This window comes from Agromyces sp. Leaf222, assembly GCF_001421565.1.
Lineage (GTDB): Bacteria > Actinomycetota > Actinomycetes > Actinomycetales > Microbacteriaceae > Agromyces.
The window spans coordinates 2,130,667-2,153,245 of record NZ_LMKQ01000001.1 but is presented as its reverse complement, the minus strand read 5'-3'; the positions used below and the strand labels follow the sequence as shown (position 1 = coordinate 2,153,245).

General features: G+C 67.8%; 23 protein-coding genes and 1 tRNA gene. 5 read left to right on the top strand and 19 right to left on the bottom strand.

What is annotated here, in order from left to right:
* Positions 1-407: 407 nt before the first annotated feature.
* From ASE68_RS20200 to ASE68_RS09495, 3 genes are read right to left on the bottom strand one after another with little or no spacing between them, the layout of a single operon-like run.
* Positions 408-1,046 (bottom strand): hypothetical protein, encoded by a 639-nt coding sequence (locus tag ASE68_RS20200; protein ID WP_157421596.1) that lies wholly within the window; start codon positions 1,044-1,046, stop codon positions 408-410.
* On the bottom strand, positions 1,043-2,344 hold the full coding sequence (locus ASE68_RS19850; RefSeq protein ID WP_162238262.1) for an ATP-binding protein: 1,302 nt from the start codon (positions 2,342-2,344) through the stop codon (positions 1,043-1,045). The genes ASE68_RS20200 and ASE68_RS19850 overlap by 4 nt, the downstream gene beginning before the upstream one ends.
* Positions 2,337-2,570: a type I restriction-modification system subunit M N-terminal domain-containing protein gene (locus ASE68_RS09495; protein ID WP_055857738.1), complete on the bottom strand. Its 234-nt coding sequence runs from the start codon at positions 2,568-2,570 to the stop codon at positions 2,337-2,339. Before ASE68_RS09495 ends, ASE68_RS19850 begins: the two co-directional genes overlap by 8 nt.
* 297 nt (positions 2,571-2,867) lie before the next feature.
* Between ASE68_RS09495 and ASE68_RS09490 the strand changes: the two genes are divergently transcribed.
* The 3 genes from ASE68_RS09490 to ASE68_RS09480 all read left to right on the top strand — a co-directional run bounded on the left by ASE68_RS09490 (position 2,868) and on the right by ASE68_RS09480 (position 4,622).
* A complete protein-coding gene (locus tag ASE68_RS09490; protein WP_157421595.1) occupies positions 2,868-3,428 on the top strand; it encodes a hypothetical protein in 561 nt (186 codons plus the stop codon).
* A 35-nt stretch (positions 3,429-3,463) separates the two neighbouring features.
* A complete protein-coding gene (locus tag ASE68_RS09485) occupies positions 3,464-3,862 on the top strand; it encodes a hypothetical protein (protein WP_055857734.1) in 399 nt (132 codons plus the stop codon).
* Between the two features lie 115 nt (positions 3,863-3,977).
* Complete coding sequence (locus ASE68_RS09480) at positions 3,978-4,622, top strand: SHOCT domain-containing protein (RefSeq protein ID WP_055857732.1); 645 nt, start codon at positions 3,978-3,980, stop codon at positions 4,620-4,622.
* A gap of 269 nt (positions 4,623-4,891) precedes the next feature.
* Here the strand turns inward: ASE68_RS09480 and ASE68_RS09475 are convergent, their stop codons facing one another.
* The 11 genes from ASE68_RS09475 to rplU all read right to left on the bottom strand — a co-directional run bounded on the left by ASE68_RS09475 (position 4,892) and on the right by rplU (position 12,355).
* Entirely contained in the window at positions 4,892-5,119 is a 228-nt protein-coding gene (locus ASE68_RS09475) for an AlpA family transcriptional regulator (RefSeq protein WP_082462145.1), read from the bottom strand.
* A gap of 176 nt (positions 5,120-5,295) precedes the next feature.
* Positions 5,296-5,371, bottom strand: a tRNA-Ala gene (locus ASE68_RS09470).
* Positions 5,372-5,494: 123 nt separating this feature from the next.
* Positions 5,495-5,863, bottom strand: coding sequence for a ribosome silencing factor (gene rsfS / locus ASE68_RS09465; protein ID WP_055857730.1), 369 nt, complete (start codon positions 5,861-5,863; stop codon positions 5,495-5,497).
* A 65-nt stretch (positions 5,864-5,928) separates the two neighbouring features.
* Positions 5,929-7,134: a hypothetical protein gene (locus tag ASE68_RS20195; protein WP_157421594.1), complete on the bottom strand. Its 1,206-nt coding sequence runs from the start codon at positions 7,132-7,134 to the stop codon at positions 5,929-5,931.
* On the bottom strand, positions 7,131-7,733 hold the full coding sequence (gene nadD, locus ASE68_RS09455; RefSeq protein ID WP_157421593.1) for a nicotinate-nucleotide adenylyltransferase: 603 nt from the start codon (positions 7,731-7,733) through the stop codon (positions 7,131-7,133). The genes ASE68_RS20195 and nadD overlap by 4 nt, the downstream gene beginning before the upstream one ends.
* A gap of 16 nt (positions 7,734-7,749) precedes the next feature.
* Positions 7,750-7,971, bottom strand: coding sequence for a hypothetical protein (locus tag ASE68_RS09450; RefSeq protein ID WP_055857724.1), 222 nt, complete (start codon positions 7,969-7,971; stop codon positions 7,750-7,752).
* A gap of 63 nt (positions 7,972-8,034) precedes the next feature.
* Entirely contained in the window at positions 8,035-9,303 is a 1,269-nt protein-coding gene (locus ASE68_RS09445) for a glutamate-5-semialdehyde dehydrogenase (protein WP_055857722.1), read from the bottom strand.
* A 9-nt stretch (positions 9,304-9,312) separates the two neighbouring features.
* Entirely contained in the window at positions 9,313-10,131 is an 819-nt protein-coding gene (gene proB / locus ASE68_RS09440; RefSeq protein WP_055857719.1) for a glutamate 5-kinase, read from the bottom strand.
* Complete coding sequence (gene obgE, locus ASE68_RS09435) at positions 10,128-11,690, bottom strand: GTPase ObgE (protein WP_055857718.1); 1,563 nt, start codon at positions 11,688-11,690, stop codon at positions 10,128-10,130. Before obgE ends, proB begins: the two co-directional genes overlap by 4 nt.
* A gap of 70 nt (positions 11,691-11,760) precedes the next feature.
* Complete coding sequence (rpmA, locus tag ASE68_RS09430) at positions 11,761-12,018, bottom strand: 50S ribosomal protein L27 (RefSeq protein ID WP_055857715.1); 258 nt, start codon at positions 12,016-12,018, stop codon at positions 11,761-11,763.
* A gap of 28 nt (positions 12,019-12,046) precedes the next feature.
* Positions 12,047-12,355: a 50S ribosomal protein L21 gene (rplU, locus tag ASE68_RS09425; RefSeq protein ID WP_074401007.1), complete on the bottom strand. Its 309-nt coding sequence runs from the start codon at positions 12,353-12,355 to the stop codon at positions 12,047-12,049.
* Positions 12,356-12,586: 231 nt separating this feature from the next.
* Between rplU and ASE68_RS09420 the strand changes: the two genes are divergently transcribed.
* On the top strand, positions 12,587-12,877 hold the full coding sequence (locus tag ASE68_RS09420) for a DUF4031 domain-containing protein (protein WP_055857711.1): 291 nt from the start codon (positions 12,587-12,589) through the stop codon (positions 12,875-12,877).
* Positions 12,878-12,909: 32 nt separating this feature from the next.
* Here the strand turns inward: ASE68_RS09420 and ASE68_RS09415 are convergent, their stop codons facing one another.
* On the bottom strand, positions 12,910-15,714 hold the full coding sequence (locus tag ASE68_RS09415) for a ribonuclease E/G (RefSeq protein ID WP_055857709.1): 2,805 nt from the start codon (positions 15,712-15,714) through the stop codon (positions 12,910-12,912).
* Between the two features lie 275 nt (positions 15,715-15,989).
* On the opposite strand from ASE68_RS09415, the gene ASE68_RS09410 reads away from it, so the two are divergent.
* Entirely contained in the window at positions 15,990-16,616 is a 627-nt protein-coding gene (locus ASE68_RS09410; RefSeq protein WP_055857707.1) for a vitamin K epoxide reductase family protein, read from the top strand.
* Positions 16,617-16,775: 159 nt separating this feature from the next.
* Here the strand turns inward: ASE68_RS09410 and ndk are convergent, their stop codons facing one another.
* From ndk to ileS, 4 genes are read right to left on the bottom strand one after another with little or no spacing between them, the layout of a single operon-like run.
* Entirely contained in the window at positions 16,776-17,198 is a 423-nt protein-coding gene (gene ndk, locus ASE68_RS09405; protein ID WP_055857705.1) for a nucleoside-diphosphate kinase, read from the bottom strand.
* Entirely contained in the window at positions 17,195-17,662 is a 468-nt protein-coding gene (locus tag ASE68_RS09400) for a DUF4233 domain-containing protein (protein WP_055857703.1), read from the bottom strand. Before ASE68_RS09400 ends, ndk begins: the two co-directional genes overlap by 4 nt.
* Positions 17,659-19,125, bottom strand: coding sequence for a folylpolyglutamate synthase/dihydrofolate synthase family protein (locus ASE68_RS09395; RefSeq protein ID WP_082462143.1), 1,467 nt, complete (start codon positions 19,123-19,125; stop codon positions 17,659-17,661). The genes ASE68_RS09400 and ASE68_RS09395 overlap by 4 nt, the downstream gene beginning before the upstream one ends.
* Positions 19,122-22,430 (bottom strand): isoleucine--tRNA ligase, encoded by a 3,309-nt coding sequence (ileS, locus tag ASE68_RS09390; RefSeq protein WP_055857701.1) that lies wholly within the window; start codon positions 22,428-22,430, stop codon positions 19,122-19,124. Before ileS ends, ASE68_RS09395 begins: the two co-directional genes overlap by 4 nt.
* Positions 22,431-22,579 lie beyond the last annotated feature (149 nt).

Sequence of the window (22,579 nt, the reverse complement as noted above, 5' to 3'; positions counted from 1 at the left end):
TCGTGTCGGCGGCCGGAACTCCGTGAAACACGAATGGCGGGCACTCGAAAGTGCCGGCCATTCGTGACGAGATGGTGGATCTGAGGGGACTCGAACCCCTGACCCCCTGCCAGTGTCGCTACTCGGCTTGAGCGCACCTGTTTGGTTGTGGATGCCAGTAATTATAGGGGCAGGACGGGAATCAAGCCGCGCGGTAGGGGCCGATGATTGCCGTCAGTTGGAGGTGTCTGCGGATGAAAACAGACCCAAAAGAGCCCCGGATTCTGAAATCGTGCGATGGTTGGCCGGGCACCTCCCACCGTGTTGTTACCGGTGGCCCATCGGCCGCCAATCTCTGGCCTTCCGAGGGGGTTCGTGTTCGTGGTCACGCCCGAGCAACTTACACACTTTGCTCAGAGGCAAGTGATTCAGTGCTCGGGGCCCAGCCCTTCGGCTTCTCTTACCGCCCTCAGCAGCAGCGCGAGATCCGCCGGACTCAACGCTTCTGAGATCCGCTGCATCGTCCAGGCATCATGCTCTTTTCGCCAGGATGTGAGGAGACCCGGATCATCAAGCTCAAAGAGTTCAATGGTGCTCTTGCCCTTGGTGCTGAGTCCCTCAGGCGGCTCCGGGACAGTTTCCTCGCTCATGAAGCCGCCTTGAATATGCGTCAACACGGCGTCCAGATATGGGTGAACGATACGAAACGTCGATCCTTCGTATGTCGCGCCTTCCGCCAATACCGTATCCGCCGCCTTTTTAAGCGATGTGTTACATGCATTGCACGCCCCCAGGAGGTTCAGGGCTTCAAACGTCCACTGGGAGTACTTGGCTTTGTGAGCGAAGTGATCCAAAGAAAGTGTGCGCCGAGCACCCAAAGTCCCCAGTGGCAACCGGCAATAGGCGCACCTCTCCCCTTGATTGCTCAGCACCCAATCGCGCAGTGCCGCCTTGAACGTCTTGATCGCATTCGCTTGAGAGTCCCATGTCCTCAAGGTGCCGGCGGCATCTTGAAGTTCTGAAGCCGCCAGACGAAGCGCGGCAGGCGGCCTCTGGAGCCCGATCACCGGTCTGCCGCCAGTCGACTTGAGACTCTCGACAGGACCAAGTTGATGTTTTCGGTGTTGGGGTCTGCCAGCGCGCGCAGTCGGTTGTATGCGCCTTCGATCCTTCGTGGCTCTCCAACTGATCTGGATAGAAAGTGCATCAATATTGCAAGATCGTTGTGGACCTCTTGGTTCCCGCTCACGCGAGCCCCAAACACTCGGTAGAGGATAGTTTCCACGGAACGCCCGTAATACGGCTCGTCGAACTCGTCAAAAAGTCCCCAATGCTCACTGGGCACCAGGACGTCGGTGCCGTCCGCAACCACATGCGGTGAGTGAGTTGCAATGAAGAAATGACTACCGAAGTCGGACGGAATCGTCTCTTCCAGAAGTGGCACGAACGCTGACTGCCACGTCGGGTGGAGGCCTGACTCGGGTTCGTCGATCAAGACCAGACTGTCGGGCTCAATGTGCGCGGCGAGACGAGCAATCAGCGAAAGCAGGAGAAGCTGTCCAGCGCTCATCTCATCGAGTGTTCGGAATCGGTTTGGAGTGCGGAACATGACCTCGACATTGAGAAGGCTAGCCCGCTGGGCAAGCTGGACTAGATCGCTCACAGCCAGATCGAAATCGCGTGCGATGCCAGCAATTTCGCCCAATGAATCTCCGACATCGAGAAATGAATCGAGACGAGATACTTCGCTCTGGGGCGGAAGGGAGTTCGCGTAGTCCAGTAGGCGTAGAAACAAGAAGTCCGCGTCTGAACCTGACGCTAGGTATCGCTCATGTCGCGAACCGAGAGCCCTCGGGAGGGAACGATTGAACTTCTCTCTTGCAGACAATGTGTCGCGGACACGACCACGAAAGAAGACCACCGTTGCTTGGTGGACGTTTAGCAGCGCGAGTACGGGTTCTAGCATCGGCCCACGACGGCGGTCCGCGAGACACTGAGCCATCGAGATTGTGGTCGCTCTCGTCAATGAACCCGTCGACGAAAAGTTTGTACTCTGCCGCAGCCCGAGATATCGATAGGTCGGGCTCTTTGATGAGAACGGGAACGTGTCCACGGCCATGTTCGTTAGTGCCAGGATCCTGGACGGTACGTTCCTGTCTAACCAATCGGCTGGTCCGAACATGCTGGCTTCCGGCGCCTTCGTATGATCCTCCATGATGCTGCGAAGTAGCTTGCTCTTGCCACTACCGTTTGCACCGATGATGACCGTGTAGCGATTGGTTGCCTTGCGATCGCGCGGGTCTTTCGCTTGAGACGAAAGTTCGAAACCAAGTTCACCCGCCTGATGGCGAGTGAGTCTAAACAACAGACCTCCCCGTGATCTCGGAATGAACGTGTACTGCGGCGACTCTATTAAGCGTCTCTGGCTGACCCGAGGCCGCCTCAAGCACCTGCGCCTTCGTGCTCGCGAGCACCGCATCAAGCCGGCGTAGCACGGTGAACGGCAGCACTACCGACCCGTACTCGGAGGGCTTGAACAGGCCGCGAAGGGATTCGGCGATGTTCCAGATGAAGGAGACGTGGTTCACCACAGGTAGGGCACTCCTGGTCGGGTCGATGCTGACGCGCGACGAAGAATGCGCCGCTGCTGTTCATCATTCCGCACCGATGGACGTTAGGCGGGGAGGCAATGACACCAGAACTGGGGTCAGGCGAGAACAGTCAGGCGACTTCCTTCCGCCGGCCGGGCCGGGAAGATGAGACCCGTGCCGCGCCCGACTCCCCTTCTCGCACTCCTCACCGTCGTTGTTCTGCTCCTCCTCGCGGGATGCAGCAGTTATGACTCGAGCTCGCACCCATCAACCCAATCCGAGGTGAGCTGCGACGAGATGCTCGACGCACTCGTTGCCCATGAGCGCACGGGATCGTCGACCGATGTGAACGACGAGTACGCGTGGATGAGCGAGAACTGCGGTGAGACGTTCGAGATTCTCACTGAGTACGTCTCGATGAAGAGCTCGGCCGAGAGCTTCGGAGTAGATTCGTGCGCCAGCCACGAGGAGTACATCTCCATGGATGCCATCAGGCTCCTGTACGAAGACGGGCTGTGCTCAGGCACCGCCGATGCTGCGGCTCGCGCTCCCGACGCTCCGGCTGTTCAGCAGCCAGGCGGCGGCATCGCCTGGAATGAAGCCGGCGACTACGCCGGAACAACCCAGCGCGTCTGCGGGCCGCTTGCTGGCGGCGGCAACGACTACGACGACGTCTTCCTCAACCTCGGGCGCGACTATCCCGACCCCGAACGATTCCAGATCGTCATCTGGGACATCGGCGGTCTCGAGCCCATCGACGGCGGGAGGACGCTCTGCACTAAGGGCCTCATCACTCTCTACAACGGGGTCGCACAGATCGAGCTCTACGACCCGAGCGTGATCGAGATCTACGGGTAGTGTCGACAATTCTCGATGGGCGGTAATCTCAACGGATGTTCTACGGCCCGAACCACGCCCACGTCCAGGCGTTCATTGACTCCGTTCCAACGCTGATTCAGGCCGACTGGGAGGCCGCCGTCAGATTCATGACCTTCAACATTGTCAATCTCGAGAACGCGCTCGATGAGGCAACGATGGTGGTCGTCTTGGCGCTCCGTGCCCCTGCTTTCGATCAGGCTTTGACCTCTGCGAAGGCGTCGGCGATTCCTGCCATCGATGGGCTCTCGTGGTACAGCCCGGACGAGAGCTCGACAAAGTTCCTTAAGCAGAACGTGCTGGAAGCACTCGGGGCTCTCGTGGTCCTGCAGCCCGACAACTTCGAAAAGTTGCTCCCTCGGTTCATGCCATTCCGACACACGACGGCCGTCCTGCCGGTCAATTGGGGCGGGTAATCGACCTACGCCGACGCCGGCCATCGCGAACATCTGTCGCCTTCAGTGATGGCTGCTTCAGTTCCGGAACCCCCAATCGGCAGGCCACGTCCGCAGGCAACGCTAGAGTCTGCGCATGGGCTCTTTCGGTAGCGTCATGGGCGGCGCGTATCTCAACTCATCAGTCGCTACCGCGACGTTCGGAAGCGATCTCGTCGTCCAGACGGGATTCAAGGGCCGAAAGCTCACCGCCGAGACCATTCAGGCGTGGGCCGAGATTCCGATCGAAGCAAAAGACGGAGCCTTCAGCGCGATCGGCAAGGCCGCCGCTGGAGTGGCCCTACCGGGCAGGTTCGGAAAGGCTGCATCGGCGGCCGTTGGCGCCGCGTTCGATTCGAGAAAGCCTGACCACCACGTTCGCATTGACTGGCTCGACGGCAAGCAGTCCTTGATCAAGCTTCCCGACGCACTCTTCACGCACTTCGCGCTCGTTCTTGCAGCCCATAAGGTCGCTGTTCCCGAAGCGTCGGTCTCGGTTGAGGCTGTTCCCATGGAAGCAACGCCGTCGCTCGCCGACAAAGCCTTCGACCTCGTGTCAGGGATCGTGCAGGATCGCTTCCCGTCCAGGACACAGATCGAGTCCAGCTCGGCGGCGAACGTCGCTGTCCCGCAGGGAGACGTGACTGATCAACTGCACAAGCTCGCTTCCCTGCGTGATGCAGGAATCCTCTCTGATGAAGAATTCGCCGCGAAGAAGGCTGAATTGCTCGCACGGCTTTGAACGCGCGTGACAGCACACTGCCTGAGGAGTTCTGAACGTGCCTCTGACCTTGGGACCGCTTCTCGTCGACGCAGGAATTGACCCCACGCAGGCGCTCGTGATCAGGCACGCATCGTGCGGGAGCACGAGGACAGCGGACTGGCTGGTATCCACGCTGACTCCACAGACGCAGAGATCCTCGAGTACACCCGCAACCAGTCCGCGGAGACGTCGCGATTCCCTGCTTCACCTCCGAGCGTCTGGGTTGTCTTCATTCGCGAAGGTGGCGATCAGGCACGGCCCGTCCTGGCCTGTAGCCAGGCCTCAACGTTCTCGCGTCGGAACCGCAGGTGCTTACCGAGCTTGGTGGCCCTCGGGCCGGTGCCGTCGAGACGCCAGTGGTAGATCGTCTCTTTGGATAGCTGCAGGTACTGCGCCAGCTCGTCGACGCTCAGGTAGTCCCCGAGCTCGTCGACGAACCGGGATGCCGGAATGATGGGATGCGTTGATGTGCTCATACTGGCTAGGAGTGCGCATCAGGCCGGAGTGCTTGCTGCCTGGGGAATTCGCATGTGGATGTTCTGTGGATGCCTGCCTCCGAAAATGAAGACAGCCCCAAAACAGCCCCATCGGCCAATTCAGGCCGTTCAAACGAAAAAACCCCTGACAAATCTTGCGATTCATCAGGGGTTCTTGGTGGATCTGAGGGGACTCGAACCCCTGACCCCCTGCATGCCATGCAGGTGCGCTACCAGCTGCGCCACAGACCCGTTTCAGTTCTCGCTATTCAGCTTCACTGACTCGTTCTCACCGTGTTTCAGGCGATGGTTTGAGCTTACACCAGCCCCCGGCCCCAAATGAAATTGAGGGATGCTCGGCCGGGGACGGCTGCCTCAGCCGGCGAGCAGGGGCGCCACCGGCACCGCCGGGCAGTCGAGCCAGAGGCGCTCGAGACCGTAGTAGAGGCGGTCTTCGGGGTGGAAAACGTGCACGACGAGGTCGCCGAAGTCGAGCAGGATCCAACGACCCGTGCTGTGTCCCTCTCGGCGGAGCGTCGAGACGCCGGCCTCGCGCAGGGTGTCCTCGATCTCGTCGGCGATCGCGATGACGTTGCGCTCGGAGTTTCCGTTCACGAGGAGGAACACGTCGGTGAACGGCAGCGGCCCGGAGACGTCGAGCGCGACGAGGTCGTCACCGCCCTTGGAATCCGCCGCGCGCGCTGCGCGGGCGAGGGCGTCGAGTGCCTGGTCGGATGCGGTCATTCGCTCATTTCCGGTCGGTGTTGCGGGTATCGAAGTCTGCGGGTGTGGATCTGCGGCTGCCGAGATCAGAAGAGCCCGGTCAGGGCGCCGATGACGAGGGTGCCCACGACGCCGAGTGCCAGAACGCCGGCCGTCACTGCGAGCACCAGCGGCACGTTCATGCCCTCCTTCGAGGGCGGGGCGACGACGGCCTTGCTCGCGCTCTGCGTGCTGATGGCCCGGGTCGCGGCGACCGGGGCGCCGACGCCGGCGCCGTCTTCGACCTGGTCGAAGAGTCGGTCGACCTCGGACGAGTCGATCTGGCTCGGGTGAACGCCGGTCGCGCCGTAGCTGCGCGGGAGGTCGATCGATCCGGTGACGATGACCTCGCCGTTGCCGTTGTTCGCGAGCGGTGCCGGGATGCCGGCGTGATCGGGAAGCGACGGAAGGATGAGCGCGTTCGTCGTCGTCGGCACGCCGCGGCCGACGCCGCCGCGCGAGAGCATCTGGTCGAACGGCTGCGCCTGGTCGACCGGCGCATCGAGCTGCGCGGTCCAGTGACCGACCGGCTTGGGTGCGATGGCCGGCTGCTCGGCGAGTGCGGCAGCCTCGGCCTGATGCGGAAGGGGCTGGCGCGTGGGCGGCTCGGACGTCGGCGCCTGCGGCGATGCGGGTGCCGGCGCCAGCGGGAAGCTCTGCGGTGCAGGGGTCGGAGCGAACGCGGCGGGCGCACGCGGTGCGTCCATCGCCGAAGCACCCGCGATCTCCTGGTCGAGGTCGTCGAACTCCTCGCCGTCGGCGGGAGCGTCGGAGTCGAGCATCGCGCGCAGTTCGCGTCGCGTGAGCGTGCGCTCGGGAGTCGCGCTCTGACGCGCGGCCGGGGCCGGGGCCTGCGGCTGTATGGGCTGCGCGGCGGGAGCGCCACCAGGGTACGGCGTGGGCGCGGCAGCCGGCGACACGGGCGGAACGGCCGGAGCCGGGGCGAATGCCGCCGGCGGGGAGGCGGGCTGAGGCGCAGAGGTCGGGAACACCGGTGCCGGCTGCGGTGCCGCACCGTACGGTGCGCCTTGCACAGGACCCGCGGCGCCTGCGGCCGAAGCGGGAGCGCTGTAGACGGGAACCGGTGCCGGAGCGGGAGCCGGGGTCACGGGAATCGCAGGAGCCTGCGGGACGGGTGAAGCCTGGGGCTGAGGCGCGGCATTCGGGGTCGACGAAGGGGCGACCTGCTCCTGCAGGCGTTCGCGCTCGCGCATCTCGCGGCGCGTCAGCTGTGGTTCCTGCGACGACGTCATGCGACACTCCGATAGAGATGGTGCTTGGAGATGTACTGGACGACCCCATCGGGCACCAAGTACCACACCGGGAAACCCCGGCGCACCCTTTCCCGGCAGTCGGTCGACGATATCGCCAGAGCCGGGACTTCGAGCAAGCTTACGTCTTGCTCTGGCAATCCGCTAACGGAGAGCACATGTCCCGGCCGACTCACAGCCACGAAATGTGCGAGATCCCACAACTCCGCGACATCCTTCCAGGAGAGGATCTGCGCGATCGCGTCGGCACCGGTGATGAAGTAGAGATCGGCATCGGCGCGCTCACGACGGAGGTCGCGCAGGGTGTCGATCGTGAACGTCGGCTTCGCGCGATCGATGTCGACTCGACTCACCGTGAACCGCGGATTCGAGGCCGTCGCGATGACGGTCATGAGGTAACGGTGCTCGGCCTGCGTGACGTTCGACTTGTAGCTCGGCTGGCCGGTCGGCACGAAGACGACCTCGTCGAGGTCGAGCGACTGCGCGACCTCGCTCGCTGCGACGAGGTGACCATGGTGGATGGGATCGAACGTTCCGCCCATCACGCCGACTCGCGGTCGGCGCTGCTCACCTCCGGTCACGGTGCGCAGACCTCGCTCAGTGTCCGCCGTGCTCTTCGGCGCCGTGACGTGCGGCGTACGCCTCGGCCTTCGCGCGGTGGCGGTTGGCGACGTCGCGATACGACGCGGTCACGAATGCGAGCGCCGCGAAGATGATCAGCGCGATGAGGCCGTAGGCCCAGCTCTCGATCGGCAGCTCGCGTGCGTGGACTGACTCGGACGTGAGGATGCCGGTCAGCACCGTGCTCGTGACGCTCATTCGTGTTCCTTTCGAAGCCTGCTGTGTTGCTCGTGCCAGTCTAGCGAGGTCGCGTCGGCGAGGTCACGCTCGCACGTGGCCCGCGCCGCGCACGATCCACTTGGTGCTCGTGAGCTCCGGCAGGCCCATCGGTCCGCGCGCGTGCAGCTTCTGCGTGGAGATGCCGACCTCCGCGCCGAAGCCGAACTCGGCACCGTCGGTGAAGCGGGTCGACGCGTTGACCATGACGGCCGCGGAGTCGACCTCGTTGAGGAACCGCTCGGCGTTCGAGAGGTCGTTCGTGACGATCGACTCGGTGTGCTTCGTCGAGAAGCGTCGGATGTGCTCGAGGGCCTCGTCGAGCGAGTCGACGACGGCCACGGAGATGTCGAGGCTCATGTGCTCGGTCGCGAAGTCCTCATCGGTGACGGGCAGCGCATCGGGTCGGATCGCGCGGGTGCGCTCGTCGGCGTGGATCGTGACGCCCGCGTCGGTCAACCGGGCGAGCACAGCCGGCAGCAGCCGCTCCGCGGCATCCTGATGCACCAGCAGGGTCTCGAGGGCGTTGCAGACGCTCGGACGCTGCACCTTCGCGTTGTGCACGAGCTCGATCGCCCACTGCTCGGGTGCCGACGCGTCGAGGAACATGTGCACGACGCCCGCGCCGGTCTCGATGACGGGCACGCGCGCCTCGTCGACGACGGCGCGGATGAGTCCCGCACTCCCCCGCGGGATGAGCACGTCGACGTACTCGCGCGCCTGCATGAGGTGCCGCGCGCCCGCACGACCGAAGTCGTCGACGGTCTGCACGGCTTCGGCCGGCAGCCCGACGGCGTCGAGGGCGCCGCGCAGCACGTCGACCAGCACCCGGTTGGTCTGCTCGGCGGCCGTGCCCCCGCGAAGCACGACGGCGTTGCCGCTCTTCAGCGCGAGCACGGCGATGTCGATCGTGACGTTCGGCCGCGCCTCGTAGATCGCACCGACCACGCCCAGCGGCACGCGCACCTGATCGATGCGGACGCCGCTCGGAAGGGTGCGCCCGGTGAGCGTCTCGCCGACGGGATCGGTGAGGCCGATGACGTCGAGCACGGCATCGGCGAGGGCGTCGATGCGAGCGACGTCGAGCTCGAGGCGGTCGAGGAGGCCCGTGCTCAGCCCGGCGACACGGCCGGCCTCGAGGTCGAGCGCATTCGCCGCGATCACGTCGCCCGCCCGGTCGCGAAGGTCGGATGCGATGCGCTCGAGCGCGGCATCCTTCTCGGCGGTCGTCGCGCGCGCGAGGCGGTACGACGCCTCTTTCGCGGCGGCGAGCCGGGCGTCGATCACGGACGTGTCGAGGTCGGGCTGCTCCATGGCCTCAGCCTAGGCGAGCGGTGCCGGCGTGTCGGCCGTGTGACGTTCGGGGGCGGCGTCGAACCAGGTGCCGATCTGGGCTCCGCTGAGCGCCTCGGCGACGAGGGGCGTCGCGGTGATCAGCACGGCAGCTCCGGCCGCTGCGGCGATGCGCGCTGCCGAGACCTTCGTCTCGGCTCCCCCGGTGCCGACGCCCGCGCGTCCGGCCGAGCCGATCTCGACTCCGGCGAGCTCATCGCCGAACGGCACATGGGCGATGCGCTCGGCACCATCGAGGTGCGGCGGCTTCGTGTACAACGCGTCGACGTCGGAGAGCAGCACCAGGAGATCTGCACCGATCAACTCGGCGACGAGTGCCGCGAGGCGGTCGTTGTCGCCGAAACGGATCTCGTGCGTGGCGACGGTGTCGTTCTCGTTGACGATCGGGAGGACGCGCAGCGTCAGCAGTCGATCCATCGCACGCTGCGCGTTCGAGCGCGGCGTGGGGTTCTCGAGGTCGCCGGCGGTCAGCAGAACCTGGCCGGCGAGGATCCCGAAGCGGTCGAGGCTCGTCTGGTACCGCCACATCAGCACGTTCTGTCCGACTGCGGCCGCCGCCTGTTGGGTCGCGAGATCGTCGGGCCGCCCGTCGAGGGCGAGGAACGGGAGCGCGGTCGCGATCGCTCCGGAGGAGACCAGGATGATCTCGGTGCCCCGGCCGTGGACGGCCGCGAGTGCGTCGACGAGCGGGCCGATCTGTGCGGAGTTCTCGCCGCTGATCGAGGAGGACCCGACCTTGACGACGATGCGCTTCGCGCCGACGATGTCGTCGCGGCCACGCACGGTCATCGCTCGCCCTCGGCCTCCGACGGTGCGGTCGCCGGGGCGTCCTCCGTGTCGGGTTCGTCGCCGGCCCAGAGGCCGGCCTCGCGCTCGCGGTCGAGCTCGGCGCGAGCCTCGGCCTTGGCGTCCATGCGCTCGTGGTAGTCGCTCCGACGCTCGGCGCGCGTCGCACGACGGTTCTCGTCGAGGCGCACATCCGTGCCTCGCGGTGCGGTGATGAGCTCGGCGGTCGAGGTCAGCGTGGGCTCCCAGTCGAAGACGACGCCGGTGCCGGGGCCGATCACGACCGTCGAGCCGGCGACCGCACCCGCACGCACGAGGGCGTCTTCGACGCCGAGGCGCGCGAGGCGGTCGGCGAGGAAGCCGACGGCCTCGTCGTTCGTGAAGTCGGTCTGCTGCACCCAGCGCTCGGGCTTGCCGCCCAGCACCCGGTAGATGGTGCCGTAGCTGCCGCCTTCGGGCTTGACGACGTAGTCGACCTCGTTGACGGGCTTCGGTCGCATGACGATGCGCGGGCCGTCGACGACGGCTGCCGCCGCGGCGGCCTTGCGCTCTTCATCGACGAGCGAGCCGAGGGCGAAGCCGAGCTGGCGGAGGCCCTCGTGGCTGACCGTCGAGATCTCGAACACCGTGAATCCACGGGCCTCGAAGTCTGGCTTGACGAGCTCGGCCAAGTCGCGTGCCTCGGGCACGTCGATCTTGTTGAGGGCGACGAGCTGCGGACGCTCGAGGAGCGGAGTCTGGCCCTCGGGCACCGGGTAGGCGGCGAGCTCCGCCAGGATGACGTCGAGGTCGCTGAGCGGGTCGCGGCCGGGCTCGAGCGTCGCACAGTCGATGACGTGCAGCAGCGCCGAGCAGCGCTCGACGTGGCGCAGGAACTCGAGCCCCAGGCCCTTGCCCTCGCTCGCGCCCTCGATGAGTCCGGGTACGTCGGCCACGGTGAAGCGGTGGTCGCCCGCCTCGACGACGCCGAGGTTCGGGTGCAGCGTCGTGAAGGGGTAGTCGGCGATCTTCGGCCGCGCCGCCGACATCGCGGCGATGAGGCTGGACTTGCCGGCCGACGGGAACCCGACGAGCGCGACATCCGCGATGGACTTCAGCTCGAGCTTGACCTCGCCCTCGTAGCCGAGGGTGCCGAGCAGCGCGAAGCCGGGGGCCTTGCGCTTGTTCGTCGCCAGCGATGCGTTGCCGAGGCCGCCCTGCCCGCCGGGCGCCACGACGAAGCGCATGCCCGGCTCGGTGAGGTCGATCAGCTCGGAGCCGTCGGCGTCCTTGACGACCGTGCCGACCGGCACCGGGAGCTCGAGCGGCTCGCCCGCCGCACCCGCGCGGTGGTCGCCCATTCCGGGCTGGCCGTTGCCGCTGGAGCGGTGCGGACGGCCGTGGTAGGCGAGCAGGGTGGTGACCTGCGGGTCGGCGACGAGGGTGATGTCGCCACCGCCACCGCCGTTGCCGCCGTCGGGCCCTGCGAGCGGCTTGAACTTCTCCCGGCGAACCGAGACGCATCCGTTGCCGCCATGTCCGGCGCGCACGAACAGCGTCACCTCATCGACGAAGCTGACCATGCGACGTGCCTTTCTCTAGAAACACGTGAGGGCGAGCCGAAGCCCGCCCTCACGAAAACCTGTCGGTCGACTATTCGCCGGCCGCCACGATGTTGACCACCTTGCGGCCGCCCTTGGTGCCGAACTGCACCGAGCCTGCCTCGAGTGCGAACAGCGTGTCGTCGCCACCGCGACCGACACCCGCACCCGGGTGGAAGTGGGTGCCGCGCTGACGAACGAGGATCTCGCCCGCGCTGACGACCTGACCGCCGAAGCGCTTCACGCCGAGGCGCTGCGCGTTCGAGTCACGACCGTTGCGAGTGGAGCTCGCTCCCTTTTTGTGTGCCATGTCTGATTCTCCTTGCGAGCCGCTGCTGCTACTTGATGCCGGTGACCTTGACGCGCGTGAGCTCCTGACGGTGGCCCTGGCGCTTCTTGTAGCCGGTCTTGTTCTTGAACTTCTGGATCACGATCTTCGGGCCGCGGAGGTCGTTGAGAACCTCGGCCGTGACCGTGACCTTTGCAAGCGACTTGGCGTCGGAGGTGATGTTCTCGCCGTCGACGAGGAGCACCGCGGCGAGCTGGACGTTGCCGTCCTTGTCTGCCTTGATGCGGTCCATCGTCACGATGGTGCCAACTTCGACCTTCTCCTGCCGACCGCCGGCGCGCACTACTGCGTAAACCACTACTCGTACCTATCTCTGGGGAACCACGGGGGTTCCGGCTGTCTGATGGGGTGTCACTGCGCGGGACCCCAGCGGGAAGGAGGGTCATGCCAGAAAACGTTGCAGTCGAACTGCATGGGGGCGCACCGTGATAAGCGGCGGCACCAACGGTCGAGTTTACCGGATGGATGCGACTCGGTCAAACGAGCGGCCACCGGCGCGTCGCGCGTGGGCCCGCCTAGGATCTTCTGCATGACCGTGCTCATCGACACGCCGCTCTGGCCGAAGCACGGAACGGTGTGGGCGCACCTGGTGAGCGACGAGTCGATCGCCGAGCTCAGGGCGTTCGCCGATTCGGCCGGACTGCCGACCCGCGCCTTCGACCTCGATCACTACGACGTTCCCGTCGAGCGGTTCGACGAGCTCGTCGCCGCGGGAGCGCAGCCCGTGGAGCCCCGCGAACTCGTGCGGCGACTGGCCGCGAGCGGGCTGCGCGTGACGCCCCGTGAACGACGTGAACGACGACGGGCCCAGGCCGACTGAGGTCGACCCGGACCCGTTCGTTCGCATCGGACTCAGCCGGCTGCGGGCTCGTCGCCCTCGTGGACGCTGGCACCGGAGCCGTCGCCGCGCGTGATGACCGGCGCGCCGCCCGTAGGCGAGAGCGCCGCGGTCGAGACGCGACGACTGCGCGAGCGGCCCTCACCGGCCTTCTTGGGGGCCGGCAGTGCGTCGAGCACCGAGTCGAGCAGGTCGGCGGTGTCGGCGGCCGGCTCGGGGCGCGTGCGCGGAGCGGCGACCACCGGCAGGTCGAGGATCGCGGCGACGGCGGCTGCGGGCGCCGACTCGGCGGCCGGGTGGCCGGCGTCGGGCGTCGTGGTCTCGGGCGCGGAAGGTGCGACCTCGTGGGCCGCGGCATCCGGTGCCGACTCGTCGTTCGTGGCCTGCGGGGCGGATGCCTCGGATGCCGCAACGGCGGTCTGCTCGCGCGATGCGCGTCGACCACGTCCACGACGTCGGCCCTGACGGCCGCCGCTCGCGGACTCCTCGCCCGACTTCGACTCGCCCGACGTGGAATCGGACGTCGTCGATGCGGCGGACTCGCCGGCGGATGCCGGCGCGTCGCCCTCGTGGTGCTCGGCGTGCGGAATCGTCGAGGCCGCGATCTGCGCGAGGGCGTGCTTGACGTCTTCGGTGATGGCGTGCGTGCCGGTGTGCGCCTTGGGCTCGGACGGCGTCGACGGCTGGCCGCCGCCGTTGCCGGCGCTGCTGCCGCCGCCCGAGTTCGGCGTGTTGCCGCGACCGCCGCGGCGCCGTTCGGGCTGCTGCTGCTGCGGGGCGCCGGTGCCGCGGTGCTTGAAGACCGGTTCGTGGTGCACGACGATGCCGCGTCCCGCGCAGACCTCGCAGGGCTCGCTGAACGTCTCGAGCAGGCCGAGCCCCAGCTTCTTGCGGGTCATCTGCACGAGTCCGAGCGAGGTGACCTCGGCGACCTGGTGCTTCGTGCGGTCGCGCGACAGGCACTCGATGAGTCGACGCAGCACGAGGTCGCGGTTGGACTCGAGCACCATGTCGATGAAGTCGACGACGATGATGCCGCCGATGTCGCGCAGGCGCAGCTGGCGCACGATCTCCTCGGCAGCCTCGAGGTTGTTCTTCGTGACCGTCTCTTCGAGGTTTCCGCCCGAGCCGACGAACTTGCCCGTGTTGACGTCGACGACGGTCATCGCCTCGGTGCGGTCGATGACGAGGGACCCGCCTGAGGGCAGCCAGACCTTGCGGTCGAGCGCCTTCTCGATCTGCTCGCTGATGCGGAACGAGTCGAACGAATCGCGGTCGCCCTCGTAGGCCTCGACGCGCTCGAGGAGGTCGGGTGCGACCGCGCGAAGGTAGCGCTCGATCGTGCCGCGCGCCTCATCGCCCTCGATGATCATCTTCTGGAAGTCCTCGTTGAAGACGTCGCGGACGATCTTGATGAGCAGGTCGGGCTCGGAGTGCAGCAGCGAGGGCGCCTGGGCCTTCTCGAGCTGGGCCGAGATGTCGGCCCACTGCGCGAGCAGGCGGTTGACGTCGAGGGTCAGCTGCTCCTCGGTGGCGCCCTCGGCGGCGGTGCGCACGATCACGCCCTGGTTCTCGGGCAGCACCTCCTTGAGGATCTTCTTCAGGCGGGCACGCTCGGTGTCGGGGAGCTTGCGGCTGATGCCGTTCATCGATCCGTTCGGCACGTACACGAGGTAGCGGCCGGGCAGCGAGATCTGGCTCGTCAGCCGGGCGCCCTTGTGGCCGACCGGGTCCTTGGTGACCTGCACGAGCACGCGGTCGCCGGGCTTGAGCGCCAGCTCGATGCGGCGGGGCTGGTTCTTCTCGCCGTTCTCGGCAGCGGCGTCCCAGTCGACCTCGCCCGAGTACAGCACGGCGTTGCGGCCGCGGCCGATGTCGACGAACGCGGCCTCCATGCTCGGCAGCACGTTCTGCACGCGGCCGAGGTAGACGTTGCCGATGAGCGACGCGTCCTGGTTGCGGGCGACGTAGTGCTCGACCAGCACGCCGTCTTCGAGCACGCCGATCTGGATGCGGCCGCTCTTCTCGCGAACGATCATCGAACGGTCGACGGACTCGCGGCGGGCGAGGAACTCGGACTCGGTGATGATCGTGCGGCGGCGGCCGGCGTCACGGCCGTCGCGCCGGCGCTGCTTCTTCGCCTCGAGCCGGGTCGAGCCCTTGACGCGCTGCGGCTCGGTGATGAGCTCGGGCTCGCGCGGCGTGCGCACCTTGACGACCGTGTTGGCCGGCTGGTCGCCGGAGGAACGAGGCTCCTCGCCGGTGCGCCGACGGGTGCGGCGGCGCACGCTCGAACCCTCGTCGTCGTGGTCGGCCCCGGAGAGGTCGCTGCGGTCGCCGCGGTCGCCGCGCTCCGCCCGGTCGGGGCGATCGCCGCGCTCGGGCCGCTCCGGACGATCGCTCGTCACGAGCACCGGCGGCGCGTGGAAGATCAGCGACGTCGTCGTGAGGTTCGCCGGGATCGGCGAGGCCGCCGGAGCCGGCGTTTCGACCGCGTCGTCGGCCGCGGAATCGGCCTGGGATGCGTCGGCCGTGCCGCTCTCGTCGCCCGTGTCGGTCGCGACGGCCGAGTCGGCGTCGACGCCGGATGCGACGTGCCGGCCCGCGTGGTGCTCGGAGGCGGCGCCAGGCGAGGGAGCCTCTGGGGCCTCCTCGACCGTCACGCTCGCCTCGTCGACCTCGGGGGCCGCGACCTGCGTCTCGGCCGCCGGCTGGGCGCCGCGACCACGGCCGCGTCGACCGCCGAACAGGCCACCGCGCCGTTTGGGCGCGCCCTTCGGATCGGGTCGGTTCGTCTGGTGCTCGTTGCCTTCCACCATCTCTGGTGCACTCCTACACCGGTCGGGACGGCCGCGCCATCCCTTCCGTACTCTCTCGTGCGGCCCCGCGTCGTACGCGGAACCGTCAATTCTCGTCACCGGCGACCGGCAGGTTTGCCTTGTCGCCACGTCTTGCGGTGCGTCTCACCGCTCAATCGGATGCGCGGCATCCGGGAAGTTCGTCTGTCGCCGTTTCCGGGCCGGGCCCGGTCGACTTCCTCGATTATCGCACGACCGGCGACGAACCGTCCGATTCGCCGTGTCAGAATCGAGACATGTCGGATGCCCCCGCTCCCCCGAAGCCCATCGGGCTGGCCATCAGCCTCATCGTGCTCGGAGCTTTCGGGCTCCTCGCGGCATGGGAACTGTCGCTCGAGAAGGTGCTGACCCTCGCGGATCCGGGGCACATCCCGAACTGCAACGTCGGCGTGCTGGTCGGCTGCAGCACGAACCTCGCATCGTGGCAGGGCTCGGTGTTCGGGTTCCCGAATCCCTTCGTGGGCATGATGGCCTGGCCCGTGGTGATCACGATCGGCGTGGCGCTGCTGGCGGGCGCGACGTTCTCGCGCTGGTTCTGGATCGGCTTCAACATCGGCGTCGCCGGCGCCCTGGTCTTCGTGGGCTGGCTGATCTTCCAGAGCGTCTACGTGCTCGACGTGCTCTGCCCCTGGTGCATGCTCACCTGGGTCGTGACGATTCCGACGTTCTGGCTTGTGACGCTGCACAACCTTCGTTCGGGGCATATTCCCGCATCGGCACGTGTGCAGCGGCTCGCCGCGGGCTGGTACGGCTGGATCCCCGTGATCACGGTCGTCTGCTACGCCGTCGTCATCCTCCTGGCCCAGGCCCAGATGAACGCCATCCCGCGCGTCATCATCGACCTGCAGAACTTCTGGCGCTGAGCCGACCGACGGAGTCCGACCGACTGGGCGCGACTCACGGGCCTCCGCTGATGCTGCGCTGGGCCCGCCTGAACGACGGATGCCGCGTCGACGCGAACTGCGTCGGCGCGGCATCCGTCGTTCACCGCCCGTCGACCGGGCGTGCGGAACCGGCTCGGGTCAGGCGAACCAGAGCGCCAGCTCGCGCTCGGCGGACTCGACCGAGTCGGAGCCGTGCACGAGGTTCTGCTGCACCTTGAGGCCCCAGTCGCGGCCGAAGTCGCCGCGGATCGTGCCGGGCGCGGCCGTGGTCGGGTCGGTCGTGCCGGCGAGCGAACGGAATCCCTCGATCACGCGGTTGCCTGCGACGCGGATCGCGACGACCGGGCCGGACTCCATGAACTCGACGAGCGGCTCGTAGAACGGCTTGCCCTCGTGCTCGGCGTAGTGCTTCGCGAGGAGCTCGCGGTCGGCCTGCACGAGGCGGATGTCGACGAGCGAGTACCCCTTGGCCTCGATGCGCCGCAGGATCTCGCCGGTCAGGTTGCGGGCGACGCCGTCGGGCTTGACGAGGACGAGGGTCTCTTCGATTGCGCTGGTCATTCGTGTTCCTGTTCTGTTCGGGAGGCGACCACTGCGGCCGCCTTCTCTCGGTCGATGCGTTCGCCGACGATCATGCAGTAGGTCCAGATGCCGCCGAAGAGTGCTCCGATGAAGAACATCCCGGGGTTCAGGAAGCCGGCGAGGAGGATGAGCGCCTGCACGACCCAGCCGAGCAGGTACGCCCAGCGGTGCCGCAGCAGGCCGATCGTGGCGATCATGAGCACGATGACCACGCCGCCGGCGACGAGCGGGGCCCAGCGCGGCAGTCCGAACGCGCCGCCGTCGTCTGGCGTGAGGCCCCAGATCACGAGGGCCGCGAGGAACACCACGAGCAGCTCGAACCCGAGCACGATCGAGGCGAGGCTGGCGCGCACCGACCGGGGGGCGGATGCCGCGGCGGCCGCCCGCGGTTCTGCTGCAGGATCGTCATCGGGGGCAGCGGGGCCGAGGGGCAGGTCGCTCATCGCGCGTTCCATCCGCGGTCGGCGGCGATGGCGATCGCGTCGCCGACGAGCACGACGGATCCGGTGACGACGACGGCGCGCTTCTCGCCCTCGGTCGCCCAGTCGCGGGCCTCGTCGAGGGCGTCGTCGAGCCGTTCGATGACGGTGACCCGATCGGCTCCGACCCTCGTCGCGACGATGCCGGCGACGCGGTCGGTGTCGGCGGCGCGGTCGGAACCGGGGTTCGTGACGATGAACCGGGCATCGAGCCCGGCGAGCACGTCGACGATGCCGGTCGCGTCCTTGTCGGCGAGGACGCCGAGCACGATCACGACCTCGTCGAAGTCGAAGGCCTCGCCGAGCGAGGCCACGAGCGACCCGGCGCCGTGGGGGTTGTGCGCGGCGTCGACGATCACGGTCGGTCCCGACCCCACGATCTGCAGCCGGCCGGGCGAGGTGACGGCTCCGAGCCCCGTCTCGACGACCTCGTCGGCGAGCCGCACGCTGCCGCTGCCGATGAAGGCCTCGACGGCGGCGACCGCGACGGCGGCGTTCTGGGCCTGGTGGCTGCCGAAGAGCGGGAGGGCGATGTCGTGGTACGAACCCGCGAGCCCGCGGATCGAGACGAGCTGCCCGCCGACGGCGACGGTCGTGGAGATGACCGCGAACGCGTCGTCTTCGACGGCGAGCGTCGACTCGGTGAGGTCGGCGGCGTTCTCGAGCACCTTCAGCACGTCGTCCTGCTGGCGCGCGGACACGACGGACGCCGACGGCTTGATGATGCCCGACTTCGTGCGCGCGATCTCGACGACGTCGTTGCCGAGCCGGCTCTGGTGGTCGAGGTCGATGGGCGTGATGACGGCGACCTGGCCGTCGGCGACGTTCGTGGAGTCCCACTCGCCGCCCATGCCGACCTCGAGCACCATGACGTCGACGGGCGCGTCGGCGAAGCACGCGAAGGCGAGCACCGTGAAGGTCTCGAAGAAGGTCAGCGGCGATTCGCCCGCGCCCTCGAGCTCGGCGTCGACGATCGCGATGAACGGCTCGATCTCCTCCCAGTTGCGCGCGAGCACCTCATCGCGCACCGACTCGCCGTCGATGCGGATGCGCTCGGTGAACCGTTCGAGGTGCGGGCTCGTGAGGAGACCGGTGCGGAGCCCTGAGGCGCGCAGCAGGCTCTCGATCATGCGGCTCGTCGAGGTCTTGCCGTTCGTGCCGGTGAGATGGATCACGGGCGCCGAGCGGTGCGGATCGCCGAGCAGCTCGACGGCGCGTCTCGTGGGCTCGAGGCGCGGACGCGGCGCGCCCTCGCCGACGCGCTCGAGGAGTGCCGCGTAGACGGCGTCGGCCGCGTCGCGCGCGTCGGCGTCGAATTCCTCGACGCCGCCGAACTCGCCGTCGTCGCCGAGCGACTCCGGGTGCTCGGCCGAATCCGCGGCGGCGCCCTCCTCGGGCTCGGGGATCTGGTCGGGTGCGTCGGTCATGCCTGCTCCAATCCGATGGCCGCCTTCGTGCCGCCGGCCAGGGGCGTGAGCCCACCGGCCGCGGTGTCGTCGAGTTCGACGAGCGCGAGCGACACGGCGAGGGTCTCGCCCGTGATGAGGTCGCGGTGGGTCTCCGCGGCCGTGAGCGAGGCGGCGTCGAGCGTCAGCGTCAGCGCGATGCGATCGCCGACCTCGAGCCCGGCGCCCTTTCGGGCCTCCTGCACGGCCCGCACGAGGTCGCGCGCGATGCCTTCGGCCTCGAGCTCGGGCGTGGTCGCGGTGTCGAGGATCGCGAAGCCGCCGTCGACGAGCAGCGCGAGGGCGCGCGAACCCTCGCCGGCTCCCCCGGCCTCGAGCACGAGGTCGTACTCGCCGGGCTCGAGCGCGATGCCGCCCGCGACGACCGCCTCGCCGTCGAGGCTCCAGTCGCCCGAGCGGGCCGCCTGGATCGCCTGCTGCACGGTCTTGCCGAGGCGCGGACCCGCGGCACGGGCGTTGACGCTGAGCCGCTTGGTCACGCCGTAGGCCTCGGCGCTCGAGGCGTCGAGCTCGACGAGCGAGACCGCCTTGACGTTGAGCTCGTCGCGCAGGATCGCCTCGAAGGGCGCCAGCGCCGCGGCATCCGTCGTCACGACCGTGAGTGCCGCGAGCGGAAGCCGCACGCGGCGACCGGCCTGCTTGCGGAGCGCGAGCACCGAGCCGCTGATCTCGCGCACCGCGTCCATGGCGGCCACGAGGGCGTCGTCGGCCGGGAACTGCGAGGCCTCCGGCCAGTCGGTCAGGTGCACGCTGCGACCGCCCGTGAGCCCGCGCCACACCTGCTCGCTCGTGAGCGGCAGCAGGGGCGCGGCGAGGCGCGTGAACGTCTCGAGCACCGTGTACAGCGTGTCGAACGCCTCGCTCGAGGCGGCGCCGTCGGCCGCGCCGGCCCAGAAGCGGTCGCGCGATCGGCGCACGTACCAGTTCGTGAGCACGTCGGCGAAGTCGCGGAGCTTCGCGGAGGCGAGCGTCGAGTCGAGGCGGTCGAGGTCGGCGGTCACGTCGGCGACGAGGTCGCGCAGCTTCGCGAAGAGGTACCGGTCGAGCACGTCGGTCGAATCGGTGCGGGCGGATGCCTCGTAGCCGCCGTCGCGCGCCGTGTTGGCGTAGAGCGAGAAGAAGTACCAGGTGCTCCAGAGCGGCAGCATGACCTGGCGGACGCCCTCGCGGATGCCCTCCTCGGTGACGATGAGGTTGCCGCCGCGCAGCACCGGGCTCGACATCAGGAACCAGCGCATCGCGTCGGAGCCGTCGCGGTCGAAGACCTCGGAGACGTCGGGGTAGTTGCGCAGCGACTTGGACATCTTCTGCCCGTCGCTGCCGAGCACGATGCCGTGGCTGATGACGTTCTTGTACGCGGGGCGGTCGAACAGCGCGGTGGAGAGCACGTGCATCACGTAGAACCATCCGCGGGTCTGCCCGATGTACTCGACGATGAAGTCGGCGGGGTGGTGCGTGTCGAACCAGTCGCGGTTCTCGAACGGGTAGTGCACCTGCGCGAACGGCATCGAGCCGGAGTCGAACCAGACGTCGAGCACGTCGGGGATGCGGCGCATCGTCGAACGGCCCGTTGGGTCGTCGGGGTTCGGCCGCGTGAGGTCGTCGATGTACGGCCGGTGCAGGTCGGGCTCCCCCGCCGCGTTCAGCGGCAGGCGCCCGAAGTCGCGCTCGATCTCCTCGAGCGAGCCGTAGACGTCGACGCGCGGGTACTCGGGGTCGTCGCTCTTCCAGACGGGGATCGGCGAGCCGAAGTAGCGGTTGCGGCTGACCGACCAGTCGCGCGCGCCGGCGACCCACTTGCCGAACTGGCCGTCCTTCACGTTCTCGGGCACCCAGGTGATCTCCTGGTTGAGCTCGCCCATGCGGTCGCGGAACTCCGGCACCCGGATGAACCAGCTCGAGACGGCCTTGTAGATCAGCGGGTTGCGGCAGCGCCAGCAGTGCGGGTACGAGTGCTCGTAGCTCGCCTGGCGCAGCAGCCGGCCCTCGGCCTTCAGCAGCTGCGTGAGGGGCTTGTTCGCGTCGCTCCACAGCTCGCCCGCGACATCCGTCACCTCGGCCTTGAAGCGGCCGCCCTCGTCGAGCGAGAGGATGACCGGGATGCCGGCGGCTTCGCCGATCTTCTGGTCCTCTTCACCGTAGGCGGGCGCCTGGTGCACGATGCCGGTGCCGTCTTCGGTGGTGACGTAGTCGGCGACGAGGATCTGCCAGGCGTTCTGCAGGCCGTACTCGGCGACGTCGGCGTAGTAGTCGAAGAGGCGGTCGTAGGTGACGCCCTCGAGTTCGGCGCCGCGAACGGTGCGCGAGACCGCCGCACGTGCGTCGTCGGCCGACTCGTAGCCGAGGTCCTTCGCGTAGCCTCCGAGCAGGTCGGCGGCGATCAGGTACTCGGCTCCGAGGACCTCGGTGTCGGATGCCGCGTCACCCGACTTCTCTCGCAGCACCGTCGCGTCGGGCGTGCCGTTCGGGCCGGCGGGGACGACGGCGTACTCGATGTCGGGTCCGACCGCGAGGGCGAAGTTCGTCGGGAGGGTCCACGGCGTGGTCGTCCAGGCGAGGGCGCGCACGGCGGTGAGGCCGAGCGACTCGGCCTTGGCGCCGGTGAGCGGGAAGGTCACCGTGACCGTCTGGTCCTGGCGCATCTTGTAGACGTCGTCGTCCATGCGGAGCTCGTGGTTGGACAGCGGGGTCTGGTCGCGCCAGCAGTAGGGCAGCACGCGGTGGCCCTCGTAGGCGAGGCCCTTCTCGTGCAGCTGCTTGAACGCCCAGATCACGGATTCCATGTAGGTCGTGTCGAGCGTCTTGTAGTCGTTCTCGAAGTCGACCCAGCGCGCGGAGCGCGTGACGTACTCCTGCCACTCCTTGGTGTAGCGCAGCACCGCCGAGCGCGCGGCCTCGTTGAAGGCCGCGATGCCCATCTCCTCGATCTGCACCTTGTCGGTGATGCCGAGCTGGCGCTCGGCCTCGAGCTCGGCCGGCAGGCCGTGGGTGTCCCAGCCGAAGCGGCGGTGCACCTGCTTGCCGCGCATGGTCTGGAAGCGCGGGAAGACGTCTTTCGCATAGCCGGTGAGGAGGTGGCCGTAGTGCGGCAGGCCGTTGGCGAAGGGCGGGCCGTCGTAGAAGACCCACTCGGGCGAGCCCTCGCGCTGGTCGATGGAGGCCTGGAAGGTGCCGTCGGCGTTCCAGTACGCGAGCACGTCGCGCTCGCCTGCGGGGAAGTCGGGCGACGAGGCGACGCCGTTCTCGTCGGGGGTACGCGGGTACACGCGGGCTCCTTGGGTGACGGATGCTTCCACGAGGACGCCGTCTGCTCGTCGAGCCTCCGCCGCGGTACCACCTCGCTTGTCGCGCGACCGGAGTCGCACGACCTCTCTGAACGGCTGTGACGGGCCGACCCGTTCGGCTCTAGTGACGA

Excerpts from the sequence above, each read along its gene's own strand:
- ASE68_RS09490 (WP_157421595.1), top strand. The coding sequence starts at position 2,868 with ATGCTCGACGCACTCGTTGCCCATGAGCGCACGGGATCGTCGACCGAT.
- ASE68_RS09485 (WP_055857734.1), top strand. The coding sequence starts at position 3,464 with ATGTTCTACGGCCCGAACCACGCCCACGTCCAGGCGTTCATTGACTCC.
- ASE68_RS09480 (WP_055857732.1), top strand. The coding sequence starts at position 3,978 with ATGGGCTCTTTCGGTAGCGTCATGGGCGGCGCGTATCTCAACTCATCA.
- ASE68_RS09475 (WP_082462145.1), bottom strand. The coding sequence starts at position 5,119 with ATGAGCACATCAACGCATCCCATCATTCCGGCATCCCGGTTCGTCGAC.
- rsfS (WP_055857730.1), bottom strand. The coding sequence starts at position 5,863 with ATGACCGCATCCGACCAGGCACTCGACGCCCTCGCCCGCGCAGCGCGC.
- ASE68_RS20195 (WP_157421594.1), bottom strand. The coding sequence starts at position 7,134 with ATGACGTCGTCGCAGGAACCACAGCTGACGCGCCGCGAGATGCGCGAG.
- ASE68_RS09450 (WP_055857724.1), bottom strand. The coding sequence starts at position 7,971 with ATGAGCGTCACGAGCACGGTGCTGACCGGCATCCTCACGTCCGAGTCA.
- ASE68_RS09445 (WP_055857722.1), bottom strand. The coding sequence starts at position 9,303 with ATGGAGCAGCCCGACCTCGACACGTCCGTGATCGACGCCCGGCTCGCC.
- proB (WP_055857719.1), bottom strand. The coding sequence starts at position 10,131 with ATGACCGTGCGTGGCCGCGACGACATCGTCGGCGCGAAGCGCATCGTC.
- obgE (WP_055857718.1), bottom strand. The coding sequence starts at position 11,690 with ATGGTCAGCTTCGTCGATGAGGTGACGCTGTTCGTGCGCGCCGGACAT.
- rpmA (WP_055857715.1), bottom strand. The coding sequence starts at position 12,018 with ATGGCACACAAAAAGGGAGCGAGCTCCACTCGCAACGGTCGTGACTCG.
- ASE68_RS09420 (WP_055857711.1), top strand. The coding sequence starts at position 12,587 with ATGACCGTGCTCATCGACACGCCGCTCTGGCCGAAGCACGGAACGGTG.
- ASE68_RS09415 (WP_055857709.1), bottom strand. The coding sequence starts at position 15,714 with ATGGTGGAAGGCAACGAGCACCAGACGAACCGACCCGATCCGAAGGGC.
- ASE68_RS09410 (WP_055857707.1), top strand. The coding sequence starts at position 15,990 with ATGTCGGATGCCCCCGCTCCCCCGAAGCCCATCGGGCTGGCCATCAGC.
- ndk (WP_055857705.1), bottom strand. The coding sequence starts at position 17,198 with ATGACCAGCGCAATCGAAGAGACCCTCGTCCTCGTCAAGCCCGACGGC.
- ASE68_RS09400 (WP_055857703.1), bottom strand. The coding sequence starts at position 17,662 with ATGAGCGACCTGCCCCTCGGCCCCGCTGCCCCCGATGACGATCCTGCA.
- ASE68_RS09395 (WP_082462143.1), bottom strand. The coding sequence starts at position 19,125 with ATGACCGACGCACCCGACCAGATCCCCGAGCCCGAGGAGGGCGCCGCC.